Annotated in this window: 11 protein-coding genes; 5 read left to right on the plus strand and 6 right to left on the minus strand. The window is 56.5% G+C overall.

Translation table 11 applies throughout. The features are described 5' to 3' along the window. Nucleotides 1-80: 80 nt before the first annotated feature. From Q3F21_RS20375 to Q3F21_RS20385, 3 genes are read right to left on the minus strand one after another with little or no spacing between them, the layout of a single operon-like run. Entirely contained in the window at nt 81-1,223 is a 1,143-nt protein-coding gene (locus tag Q3F21_RS20375) for an HD-GYP domain-containing protein (RefSeq protein WP_340257192.1), read from the minus strand. Between the two features lie 45 nt (nt 1,224-1,268). Further along, nucleotides 1,269-1,892: a response regulator gene (locus tag Q3F21_RS20380; protein WP_340257194.1), complete on the minus strand. Its 624-nt coding sequence runs from the start codon at nt 1,890-1,892 to the stop codon at nt 1,269-1,271. Further along, nucleotides 1,885-3,444 (minus strand): sensor histidine kinase, encoded by a 1,560-nt coding sequence (locus Q3F21_RS20385; protein ID WP_340257197.1) that lies wholly within the window; start codon nt 3,442-3,444, stop codon nt 1,885-1,887. Before Q3F21_RS20385 ends, Q3F21_RS20380 begins: the two co-directional genes overlap by 8 nt. Nucleotides 3,445-3,699: 255 nt before the next feature. On the opposite strand from Q3F21_RS20385, the gene Q3F21_RS20390 reads away from it, so the two are divergent. The 5 genes from Q3F21_RS20390 to Q3F21_RS20410 all read left to right on the plus strand — a co-directional run bounded on the left by Q3F21_RS20390 (nt 3,700) and on the right by Q3F21_RS20410 (nt 9,547). Continuing rightward, on the plus strand, nt 3,700-4,752 hold the full coding sequence (locus tag Q3F21_RS20390) for an ArsR/SmtB family transcription factor (RefSeq protein ID WP_340257199.1): 1,053 nt from the start codon (nt 3,700-3,702) through the stop codon (nt 4,750-4,752). Continuing rightward, entirely contained in the window at nt 4,749-5,978 is a 1,230-nt protein-coding gene (locus tag Q3F21_RS20395) for an MFS transporter (protein WP_340257202.1), read from the plus strand. Before Q3F21_RS20390 ends, Q3F21_RS20395 begins: the two co-directional genes overlap by 4 nt. Before the next feature lie 111 nt (nt 5,979-6,089). Then, complete coding sequence (locus tag Q3F21_RS20400; RefSeq protein WP_340257205.1) at nt 6,090-7,028, plus strand: AAA family ATPase; 939 nt, start codon at nt 6,090-6,092, stop codon at nt 7,026-7,028. A 3-nt stretch (nt 7,029-7,031) separates the two neighbouring features. Then, on the plus strand, nt 7,032-8,225 hold the full coding sequence (locus tag Q3F21_RS20405) for a DUF58 domain-containing protein (protein WP_340257207.1): 1,194 nt from the start codon (nt 7,032-7,034) through the stop codon (nt 8,223-8,225). After that, nucleotides 8,222-9,547, plus strand: coding sequence for a DUF4129 domain-containing protein (locus Q3F21_RS20410; protein WP_340257209.1), 1,326 nt, complete (start codon nt 8,222-8,224; stop codon nt 9,545-9,547). The genes Q3F21_RS20405 and Q3F21_RS20410 overlap by 4 nt, the downstream gene beginning before the upstream one ends. A 149-nt stretch (nt 9,548-9,696) precedes the next feature. Here Q3F21_RS20410 and Q3F21_RS20415 read toward each other — a convergent pair whose 3' ends face one another. From Q3F21_RS20415 to Q3F21_RS20425, 3 genes are read right to left on the minus strand one after another with little or no spacing between them, the layout of a single operon-like run. After that, on the minus strand, nt 9,697-10,047 hold the full coding sequence (locus tag Q3F21_RS20415) for a DMT family transporter (protein WP_340257211.1): 351 nt from the start codon (nt 10,045-10,047) through the stop codon (nt 9,697-9,699). Between the two features lie 16 nt (nt 10,048-10,063). Then, nucleotides 10,064-10,378: a DMT family transporter gene (locus Q3F21_RS20420; RefSeq protein ID WP_340257214.1), complete on the minus strand. Its 315-nt coding sequence runs from the start codon at nt 10,376-10,378 to the stop codon at nt 10,064-10,066. Nucleotides 10,379-10,429: 51 nt separating this feature from the next. Next, nucleotides 10,430-10,972, minus strand: a complete 543-nt coding sequence (locus Q3F21_RS20425) for a TetR/AcrR family transcriptional regulator (protein ID WP_340257216.1) — start codon at nt 10,970-10,972, stop codon at nt 10,430-10,432. Nucleotides 10,973-11,142: the final 170 nt, after the last annotated feature.

The following is an 11,142-nucleotide window of genomic DNA, read 5'->3' on the forward strand; positions in this document are numbered from 1 at the left end:
GTCACACCTCGTGTATACCATTTTTTACCACGCGCTGCATCAGGCTTCAGTCTGTATCGTCCCATCCTTCAGGCGGATATTTAGCCTACCATTGGCGAGGCATCCGATGCACGGACAGGCGAAGGCATCTGAATCGAACGCGCAAAAGCACGGACTACACGCTCTTCATATGCCGTTCCCGCCATCTGGCTAATTTGCCGGCAGGCTTCGTCAACGGTCAGCGGCTCGCGATACGATCGGGCTGCCGTCATAGCCAGGTAGCACTCCGCGATCCCCAATACCTGGGCGAGCAGAGGAATTTCATCCGCCTTCAATTGCATGGGGTAACCGGTGCCATCGCAGCGCTCGTGATGGGAACGCAGCGCCGCTACCACACGCTGGCAGGCCGGGTCGTCCTTGAACAGCTCCCCTCCGGTGAAGCAGTGCTCCTGAATCACCTGATATTCGTAGGTCGTCAGCTTTCCTTCCTTTTCAAATACGTAATCCGGCCATTTGACCCGGCTGACGTAATGCAGAAGGGAAAGCAAATTCACTTCCCAATCGCTCACCCGCTCCTCCGGCAGCTCGCGAAGCATGCGCTTGATCAGCCTGCCCATCTCCTCGATTTCCCTGCTGCTGATGCGGGTTTTTCGCTCGACCGTAGGCACCAGCTCATTTAACAGACTCATCGCGTATTCGCGGCTTCTCTCATCTGCCGCCTGTCTGGCGCCGCCAACCCACCTGCTCAAGGAGTAGAATCCGAGCCAAGCGCAGATGCCGCTCCCAGCCGCGAGCGAGAGGTGGATAAACACATCCATGGCGGCAGCCTGCTCCAGTTGTAAACCGATGGAAAAAGCGTTGATCAAACAGCTCACGGAGCCCCATATGAACAGCAGCAGCCGGTTGTGAAAGAAGGTGAGATACAGCGGATAGATCAGGAAGATATGCCACAGCCCCGTATCATAGTGCGGGTTGGACAGGCAAAGAAACAACAGCAGGGCGATTCCGAGAAAAGCGGACACATGCGGCGAATTGGTTTCCGGCAGCACATAGCGCTTATGCAGGACGTAGACAGTCCAGGATACCGCTCCGCCCATGACATGTACCCAGGGAGAAGAGATGGCTTTTGCTGCTGTCAAAAGCACGGCGATCAACGCGTCGGCAGTGACCAGCACAGCCAGCCAGTAAAACATGCTGTCCGCCAGAAATTCGGTGTGATTTCCCTTCCTCTTTTTCAGTTCCATGAAAGACCCTCTTTACCGTTTTTGCCATCGACTCATGCGCCAACATTAACGCGGCACTCTGACCATACCCTTTTTCAAGCCGTACAAGACTGCTTGCGATCGATTTGTCTGGCCCGTCTTTCTGAGGATGCTGCTCACGTGAGTTTTGACGGTCGCCTCTGATATGTACAGCCGCCTGGCGATTTCCTGATTGCTGAGATTCTCGACAATCAATTCGAAAATCTCTTGCTCCCGCTCCGTAAATACGATGTCCGCCTCTTCCTTTCGTCTTCGCTGGAGCTTGGACTGGAAGCAGGAATAGCCCATCATGACCATGTCCATGGTGTGAAGGATTTGCTCTGGCACCGTATCCTTCATGACGTACCCGTCTACATGAGAGTCCAGCGCGCGAAAAACGTCCTCGCTCTCATCGTAGGCGGTCAAAATCATCACCTTCAGCTCGGGAAGCTGCTCTTTCATCCATTTGCAGCTGTCGATAATGGAAGCGCCCGGCATTTTCAGATCGGATACGATCAAGTCCGCCTTGCAGCTCAATGCCTTTGCTACCAGTTCGTCTCCGTTGCCGGCCTCCTCGACTACGGTATATCGGGGGGAACTGTCCAGGATCATCTTCAGCCCTTCCCGAACGATGCGGTGGTCATCCGCCAGCAGCAATCTCACTTTATCCATACATTTCCACTCCCCTTTTCGGCACAATCGCCACAATCTCCGTTCCTTCATCTGGTCTGGATCGAATGTGCAAGGTTCCTCCCACATCACGAATCCGCTCTCGCATCCCCAAAAGCCCGTAGCTGTTTTCCAGATCTGTCTTTTTCTCCGGCAGAAAACCGATCCCGTCGTCCTTGATGCGCACCGTAATTTGCAGGGAGGACGCTTCCACGCTTACCTCAAGGCGGGAGGCAGCGGCATGCTTTACGACATTGGCCGACGCCTCTTCCACCAACCGGTAAATCGCATCGAGGATCGGCAGCGGTTCTTCCCCCAGCCTGCCGCGCGTCACAAAATCGACGGTAAGGCCGGTGCCCACCGTAATTCTACCCAGCAATTGCTGCACCGCCTCGGCGATTCTCTGCGTCGGCCTCACATCCCGCAGGTGCGTGATGTACTCGCGGACCTCGCTATGGCACCACTGGATTCTCTCCTCCATCTGCTGCAGCTTCTCCAGTGAGCTCGCCTGTACCTCAGGAGGCAGTGTCTGCTTGATCTGAAACAATTGGGCGGATAAGAAAAACAACTGCTGAGCCAGCCCGTCATGCATATCTTGGGCCAGCTTTCGCCGCATTTCCCGATGGAGGGAACGCGCCATTTCGTAACGGATGCGATTTTGCTTCACATGTTGGCAAATGACGACAGCTGTCATTCGGAGCAGCAGCCGTTCATACCGGCTTAGCTGCCGCTTGGGCGAAAGCACGAACAACAGGCATCCCAACGAACGGCCATCCTGCCTGAGCGGCAAACAAGCATAAGTGTCCTCCCTGCCAGTAAAGTCGTGCAACGGCAAAAGCGTCAAATGCTCCCAGCCCTCCGCTCCCAGATCGAGCAGACGCTGAACAAAGTAGTCTCTCCGCCAGTTCCCCTCTCCTTCCCGCTCCTCGAACAGACACAGATAGGCGTTTTCGGCATGAAACATCCGTTTGACAGCCTTTTCCGACTCAATAGTAAGATAGATATTCTGCTCTTTCTCCGACATCCGTCTCATAAACCGATATATTTGCAAACATTTGGCATAGGCTCCTTTCAATTGTTTGATCATCGTAAAGACCCAGTAAGACAAACTGGTCCACAGCAGTATATCGAGCAGCAGGCGCAGGTGATTGAGATAGGGTTGCGGAAGCGGCAAATCGTGAGGGATCCATGCTTGAAGAACAAAATAAGCGAGGAGAAAAAGAGCGGCGACCAGAAGAAACCGCTCCAATCGCAAAACAGCCGTCAGCCAGAGCAGCGTCGTATAGGCATACAGCATGAACGGGCTGTTCGACTTTCCCGTCAGGACGATAAAAACAAGGGCGACTCCCAGATCGACTACTCCCAGAGTGAACCACGACTTTCGCGGGAGCGCGTACCAGAGCACCCCGGCGTAGACGACAATCACCCCCAACAGGAGTGCATAAAACGAGTCGTGATTGGCTGACGACTGCAGGTAGAAGGAAAAAAAGGAGAGAAACAGGACCCATTGCAAAAGGTACAGCATCAGGCGAATTTCCGTTAACAATTGGCTCATACCAATACCCTCAAAAGCTATTTCAGAGTAACAACGACCAGGTTATGCTACAGACGACCTAATCGTACTGCAGTTTCCAATGTTTTACAATAAGTGTAAAATGTCGAACAGCTGCTGAATTTTCCAGCCGTTTCGACGGAACCTTACAGAATCCAAGAAAGAAATAGCAAATTTCACAGTTCGATTTTTGTTGAATAAAACATTCCATAAATATAGAATGTAGAAAACAACCATATCGGAAAGGATGCCCATTGGATGAAACTATTGGATATGAGCTACGGCCGCACCACCTACCAGGTGACGCTGCATTCCTCGCCCTTGTTTGAAGCAGCCTTGGGGATCGCGGCAGCTACTTATGATAAAATCCATCCCACTCTGGAAAAACCGAGGGAGTATTGGCTGGCGATGATCGACGCACTGCCGCCGGACGTCAAAACAGAGTTGGATTACGCGAAGCGGCATAATACATGGAAAACGCTTTTGCAGCTGCTGCACAATGGTCCCTTTCCCGATCCCGATGCCTTCCTTTCCTATCTGGAAGGGCTGTCCGAGCAGCAGCTCCGCCTGGAAGCGCTGCCCTATCTCGGGAGCGAGCGCCAGGAAGCGCGCCATCGGTCGTCAACAGGCGACCGCCAGGCTGTGGAAGAGCTCCTGCAAGCTTGTGCGGGCCACAATTTTTTCCCCGCGTACATCACCCATGTCTCCGAGGTGGATGCAAGCGACTTGCGGCGCCATTTGCTTACGCTTTTCCAAGGCTGGTACGGCATTCACGTACGCCCGCGGGAGGCAGAGCTGCGCAGCCTGCTTGCGCGCGACTGCGATCAGAAGCGCGCCATGCTGCAAAAGCTCTCCCCGGAAGCGCTGGTCGAATGGGCAACCGGAAGGAAATACCCGCCTGAGCCTTCCGTCGGGCGCGTCCTGCTTGTTCCCCATACGCTGTACCGTCCGTGGACGATCCAGGCGGACGCTCCTGGCACCAAGGTGTTTTATTACCCGGTCGCAGACGAGAACATGGCAGAGCAAATCGACCCGTACCGCCCGCCGCAGCTGCTCGTGCAGGCGTACAAGGCATTGGGCGATGAACACCGCCTGCGCATCGCAAGGCTTCTGGCAGAGCGCGCCCACAGCCTGCAAGAGCTGACAGAGCGGATGGACATGGCGAAGTCGACGCTCCACCACCATCTCTCCATGCTCCGCTCCGCCCGACTGATCGAAATGGAGGCCTCCAAGTATCAGCTTCGGCGGACCAGTGTCGACCAGCTCTCCCTTTTCCTGTCGGAGTACCTGGACAAGGACTGCTGCCGATGAAGCGATGGAAAGCGAGCGCGAACCCTTCGTTCTGGTTGATTGTGTCGGGACAAGCCGTCTCCGAAATGGGGGCGAGCCTGGGGACTCTGGCAAACAGCTGGCTGCTGCTGGAGGCGACCGGCTCCCCTGCAGCTGTGGGCAGCATGTGGCTTTTGTACTTTCTCCCTTCGCTCGCCGTACAGCTGTTCATCGGTCCCTATCTGGACCGCTGGGACCCGAAGCGCGTCATGATCGCCTCCCAATTGACCAGAGGCGCCGCCTTTGCCTGCAGCTTCGCGGCCACACTGACAGGCTGGGGCGGAGTTTGGCCTGTGTATCTCACTTCACTCGCAAATGGCCTGATTCAGCCCTTGTACGTCCCAGCCAGCCTGGCGCTCCTGCCCTCCGTAGTGAAGCCGGAGGCGTTGACCCGGGCCAACGCCGCTCTCGACGGCACCTTGCGCCTGGCGATGGTCGCCGGTCCGTCTCTCGGCGGCCTTTTGATCGGCGTTTTCGGCGGCACCGCGGCACTCGCTCTGACGGCAGCGGCCTTTGCCGCAAGCGGCTCTCTTTTAGCTTTTTGCCAGGGCAAACCTGACAGTGAACGGGCGAAGCGAGAGGCCTGGATCTCGATGTTTACCGAAGGGCTTCGCGTCTTTCGAAAAGAGCCCTTGCTTTTGCGTCTCGGAGTGCTGCTCTCATTTGTCCAGTTCGCGGTAGGTGTCCAGATGGTGCTGACCTTGCCCTATGTGGTCGACGAGCTGCATGGCACAGCTTCGTACGCCGGCCTGTTATTGGCAGGATTTCCTCTGGGCTACGCCTTCGGTTCGCTGCTTGTTCCGCCCTTGTCCAAACGATGGCCGCGCTCTGTAGTGATGATGCTCTCTCTGCTTTTAGGCGGTCTCAGCTTTGTCGCGCTGGCACTGGTCCAGTCGATCTGGCTCGCCGTATTGATCGAAATCATGGCCGGCATGACGGCTCCCTTTTTTCACGTGCACAACACCAGCCTGTACCAGACGCGGGTTCCCCGGCAGCTGCTGGGACGTGTGCTCTCCGTCCGCCTGCTGATCATACGCGTCACGATGCCGCTCGGTGTCTGGCTGGGCGGGCTGTTGGGGGAGCAGGCGGGGATTCGCTTTGTCTACGCGGGGATGGGGCTTCTGATCGTAGCTGCGACTTTACTCCTTCCTTTGCCCGCCCGCTTGCTCGAAGCGGGGCAAGGCGAGGAAACCGTCAACGCTCCTTGACCAATCTATAAAATTTTATGAAAATTTGGCAATGTCAGGATAAGAGACTGTATAATGGATGACAAGTTGTTTTCATTCCAAACACATCTGTTAAAAGGGGTATATACGCGGATGACACATCCAAAGCTGCATTCTTTACTGGATACGATTAACCGGGTCATTGTCGGCAAGGAAGATCAGGTTCGCCTTCTTTTGACGGCTATGCTCGCACGCGGCCACGTCCTGCTGGAAGATTTGCCCGGAATGGGCAAGACGGTCCTGGCCAAAACATTGGCGCAAGCGATTGGCGGCACTTACAACCGCGTACAGTTTACCGCTGACCTCCTCCCTTCGGATGTCGTGGGTCTGCACGTGTTCAACCCCCGCACCAATGAATTCGAGCTGCGGCGCGGGCCTGTTTTTGCCGACGTGCTGTTGGCGGACGAAATCAACCGGGCGACGCCCCGTACGCAGTCAGGCCTTTTGGAATGCATGGAAGAGCGGCAAGTGACCATCGAGGGGGTGACCCTGCCGCTGCCGTCATCGCTATTGGTTATCGCCACGCAAAACCCGATCGAATCCGAGGGTACGTATCCGCTTCCGGAGGCGCAGCTGGACCGCTTTTTGTTCCGTCTGGCGCTCGGCTACGGAAGCAGGGAGGATGCGCGTGAAATCCTGCGGCGTTTTCGCGGGCAGTCTCCGCTGGAACAGGTGCACGCGGTCGTCAGCCCCGACGAGATCGCGGCCTTGCAAAAGGAAACGACCGCCGTCCACGTCAGTCCCGCTGTCGAAGAGTACGTGATCGACCTGACCGAAACGACCCGGAATCACCGTTCGGTGGAAGTAGGGCTCAGTCCGCGAGCCATGCTCGCGCTCCTGCGCTCCTCCCAGGCCGCTGCCCTGCTGGACGGCCGCAGCTATGTCCTGCCGGATGACGTCAAAGAGGTATTTCCCCCGCTGGCGGTACACCGCATCCGTCTGTCGATGGAGGCGGAGCTGCACGTCACGGAACAGGAAGTCATCCAGGAAATTCTCCGGGAAGTTCCGGCGCCGGTCGAAGAGGGCGTCTGACACATGAGCACGCGACAGACGTACCACGGTTTAGGCTTTCTCATCCTGGTCTTTGCCCTGTTTTCAGGCAATGGGTTTCTCTGGCTGTTCGGCGGTTTTTTCTTTTTTATGGCCGCCCTCGCCCGCTGGTGGTCGCGGAATATGACGCGGTGGGTACAGGTGGAATGGTCGGCTGATCAAAGCAGGGTCATGCCCGGCACTCCGATCACCGTCACGCTCCGCCTGCGCAACCGCTCCTGGCTTCCGCTCCCGGGCACGCTGGTCCAGTTTTCCCTGCCCGACCATGTTGTCGCTGAGCAGGCAGACGAGGTTGTGGAGCGAAATCAGCGCATCTGGGTGCGTTTTCGCTTCCACCTGCCGATGCGAAAAACCGCGGAGCGGACGTTTGTGATCACTCCGCACAAACGGGGCGTGCTCTGGCTCAGCGAAGCGCAGTTTGAAACCATTCCGCTGTTTGGCGAAGAAGCTGATCCCCTGCCGCTTCCCTTTTCCTTCTCGGTGCTCGTGTATCCGCTTCCGCTGCCGATTCCCGCGCTGGATACGGGGGCGAGCGAGCCGGAGGGCAGCCGTGTCACTCGAAGCCACCCGATGGAGGACGTCACCTTTTTACGGGGGGTCAGGGCGTACACGCCCGGCGATCGCCTCAAACACATTCACTGGAAGGCGAGCGCCAAAACCGGCTTGCTCCAGACGAGGCTGTTCGAACCGACGGCAAGTCCCAAGTGGGTCGTCATCGGCCACATCCTGCCCTCCTACGAGCCGATCCTGCAAAAACACAACGATGCTGTCAACGAACGGACCATCTCCGGACTGGCGGCTCTGTCCGTCCTTTGCCGCCGGCAATCGCTGAGCTACGAGCTTATGCTGACAGTCCGGCAGCGCGGGCGGGAGCATTACCACCAGACTGCCGGCAGCGGCAAGGCGCACCACGTCCAGATCATGACTCATCTGGCCAAGCTCCACCAATACGGGCCGACGTCGCTCGCAGCTGTCTTGCACCGGCTGGAGCAGCAAAGCGCGACGGGCGAGCGGATCGTCATCGTGACGCCCCGGCTGGATGAACCGGCTTTGGAAATGATCGGGCGGCTGACCCGGCGCGGCCACTTCATCACTGTACTTGACGTGTCGGAAGACCAGCCTGTCATCCGTCGCTACGGACCGGGCCCCGCCAAGCAAAGGAGGGTGAGCTGCCGATGAGCCGATCCTTCCTGATCCGCCAGTCTTTTCTCTTTTGGCAGGAATCCGTCTTGGCGGCTGTGCTTCTAATGCTGGTTGGCTGGCTCCCTTCTTTACCGGGAAGCGTGGCTGGCTTTGCTTTCAGCGCCACGGTTCTGCTCGCGCTCGGCCTCTGGCTGTACGAGGGCGGCGGGCGTCATATCACGCTTCACTTTTTGCTCTATCCGCTGGTGATCGCAGCGGGGGTGCTCGTCTACTATGCGTTTGACTCCCTGCTGCTCGCCGCTCTTGCCGCCGCGCTCTTCTTTTGGCGTGTGCACGCCCTCTCGGCGCTCTCGTACACCCGCGCCACCCTGCAGCGGCTGTTCGTGATCGCGCTCTGCCTCTCCCTGTTTCATCTGGCGATCCTCGCCTTGTTCGGGTCGATGATGAAAGACGCGGTCTCCGACGCAAAACAGCTGTATCCCGTATTGGCGCTGATCCTTGGCGGCTATTTGCTGGCAAGTCTGGGAGAGTACCTGACCCGGGAGAACAAGAAGGGAGCTTCGCTATCCTCAGCGAACGCGGCTTCCCTCGGCGGGCAATTGCTCGGATCGCGCCTGCTGCTGACCCTCGGTTATACCGCGGTGACTGGTGTTTTGCTGTTGGTCTTGAGCTTCCTCTGGGGTGTTGTCAAAAAGCCGCTCGGCGACGCGCTCTACTGGTTGTTCGGACCCGCTCTGCGGGCGGCCGGGAATTGGATCGAACAACTGGCGGGCGTTCTTGGGAACAACCAGAGGGTGAATGACCTGATGAACGAGTCTAACGGAGCAAAGGAAGAACTGCCGCTGGACGACGCCGAATTCACCGGGGAAACCTTGTTTTCCGTGTGGGAGCCGTATCTTATCGGAGGGATTGTACTCGTCGTGGCAGTGGCCGTGGGGTGGGCCATTTGGAAGCGGAGAAAGCGAACCGGCAGCCTGACTGCCGCCGACACTCCCGTCCAGGCAGAACCTGTATTGCATGACTTGGACGATGAGGACGTCAATGAACAGCGTCCGATCTGGGATCTGGACGAGCTGCGCAAAAAGACGGCAAGCCCCGAGGACGATCCGGTCCGCTATGGCTACTATCGCTTTTTGCTGCACATGGCAGATGCCGGCTTGCGCATCGAGCCCTGCGAGACGAGCCAGGAGTATCTGCGCCGCCTGCGCCGGGAGTGGCCTCATCCGGACGCGCTCGAACTGGCTGGGCGCATCACGCGGTACTATGAGCAGCACCGGTATTTGGAAAAGCCGCTGTCTGCGGAGGAATTGGCCGACCTGCGGGACTGTGTCGAAAAGATCCAAAAGGCTCAAGAATAGTTTAGAGGGTGCCCGTCTGGGACACCCTCTCTTTTATAGAACATCGTACATTGTCGGACTTTCGACCAAATGCTGCGCACCTCTCTCTTGCTGTGTACCTCTCTCTTCCTCAAGCAATTTTTTCCCTCGCCCCATTTGGAATCACACATCTAGGCAGCTTCTTCTGCCGCTTCATCCGATTTTCCCTTCGCATTGTTCAAAATGACGATTCCTACGATCACGAGGATGAGCGCAACTACCTTCAGCAAGCTCAGGCTTTCGTGAAAAACGGCGACTCCGATCAATGCCGTCAATGCCGTGCCTACACCCGACCAGGTCGCATAAGCCGTTGACAGCGGGATTGTCTTTAAGGCAAAACTGAGGCAAGTAAACGAAGCCAAAAAGCCGATGGCCACGCCGATGGACGCCCAGGGAACCGTAAAGCCCTCCGATATTTTCAGCATCGTGGAGCCAAATGTCTCAAGCGCAATCGCCAAGCTTAAATAAATCGCTCCTGTCATAACCGATGACCTCCGCTCATTTCGCGAGATTCAGCATGACAATGCCAATGATCAGGATGGCAATGCCCGCAATCGCTTGTTTGTTCACTTTTTCTTTAAACAGGTAGACTCCGACCAAAACGGTCAAAATCGTCCCGACGCCGCTCCAGGTGGCGTACGAAAGCCCCAGGGGCAGTGCTTTCAGCGCCAAAGACAGTGCATAAAAGGCCGATCCGTAACCGATAATCACGCCGACACTCGGTATCAAGCGCGAAAAACCGTTGGACAGCTTGAGCATGGTTGAAGCGAATACTTCCAGGACAATCGCTGCCCCGAGGAATACATAGGCCATGCTTCTCTTCTCCTCTCATTTATCGTGCACGCTAGCTCCCAGCCTGCCTTGTTACTCCGACTCTCCCTTGGTAAGCCGGATCAATCTATCGATGATTTTCGCTTTCATCTCGTCATTCACCGGATTGAACTGGAACATGTCGTTGTACCACAGCCCATCCGCGACGAGGCAAACGATATTGGCTAACACAGGATCAATTTGGTCATTCTCGGTCTTGGCGTAGAGCTGTAAGAAACATTCCTCCAAAGGACGGAGCAGCTCGCGGTTTTCCAGCACGCCGCTGAACAATGCCGAGTAAAGCTCGTTATTGTTTGTCCTGTCGTCACAAGTCAGCTTCAGGTACGTTCGAGTCCATCGGCCCCGAGGGTCATCATCCTCATCGTAAATGGCCTGGAATTGCTTTTCGATTTGCTCCTTTGCATAGATGACGATGGCTTCGATCAAGGCCTCTTTTGTGGAGAAATGGTACAGAAGGCCCCCTTTGCTCACCTGGGCTTCTTTCGCTACGGCATCCAATGTGAGTTGGGCTGCTCCCTCGGAAAGAATGACCCGCGTCGCGGCTTCGAGAATGTGAACGCGTTTGGATGAACGCATGTTTTCAAGCCTCCCCCTATTTGTTCGCACTATTAGTATACCGTCTGGACGGTATAGTTTCAACTTTATTTTTTCGACTCAATCCCTCTCCCTTGGTCCCCCTTGACACGATGGAAAGGCCGAAGATTTTTCGTAGCCTGGCTGCTTTTGCAGCATTCCGTTTTTTGCCC

Source organism: Brevibacillus borstelensis, from assembly GCF_037834415.1.
Classification (GTDB): domain Bacteria; phylum Bacillota; class Bacilli; order Brevibacillales; family Brevibacillaceae; genus Brevibacillus; species Brevibacillus borstelensis_A.

What these genes read in the sequence shown, in the direction of transcription:
- Q3F21_RS20410 (WP_340257209.1), top strand. Translation starts at nt 8,222, where the DNA reads ATGAGCCGATCCTTCCTGATCCGCCAGTCTTTTCTCTTTTGGCAGGAA.
- Q3F21_RS20380 (WP_340257194.1), bottom strand. Translation starts at nt 1,892, where the DNA reads ATGGATAAAGTGAGATTGCTGCTGGCGGATGACCACCGCATCGTTCGG.
- Q3F21_RS20385 (WP_340257197.1), bottom strand. Translation starts at nt 3,444, where the DNA reads ATGAGCCAATTGTTAACGGAAATTCGCCTGATGCTGTACCTTTTGCAA.
- Q3F21_RS20415 (WP_340257211.1), bottom strand. Translation starts at nt 10,047, where the DNA reads ATGACAGGAGCGATTTATTTAAGCTTGGCGATTGCGCTTGAGACATTT.
- Q3F21_RS20375 (WP_340257192.1), bottom strand. Translation starts at nt 1,223, where the DNA reads ATGGAACTGAAAAAGAGGAAGGGAAATCACACCGAATTTCTGGCGGAC.
- Q3F21_RS20420 (WP_340257214.1), bottom strand. Translation starts at nt 10,378, where the DNA reads ATGGCCTATGTATTCCTCGGGGCAGCGATTGTCCTGGAAGTATTCGCT.
- Q3F21_RS20390 (WP_340257199.1), top strand. Translation starts at nt 3,700, where the DNA reads ATGAAACTATTGGATATGAGCTACGGCCGCACCACCTACCAGGTGACG.
- Q3F21_RS20425 (WP_340257216.1), bottom strand. Translation starts at nt 10,972, where the DNA reads ATGCGTTCATCCAAACGCGTTCACATTCTCGAAGCCGCGACGCGGGTC.
- Q3F21_RS20405 (WP_340257207.1), top strand. Translation starts at nt 7,032, where the DNA reads ATGAGCACGCGACAGACGTACCACGGTTTAGGCTTTCTCATCCTGGTC.
- Q3F21_RS20395 (WP_340257202.1), top strand. Translation starts at nt 4,749, where the DNA reads ATGAAGCGATGGAAAGCGAGCGCGAACCCTTCGTTCTGGTTGATTGTG.
- Q3F21_RS20400 (WP_340257205.1), top strand. Translation starts at nt 6,090, where the DNA reads ATGACACATCCAAAGCTGCATTCTTTACTGGATACGATTAACCGGGTC.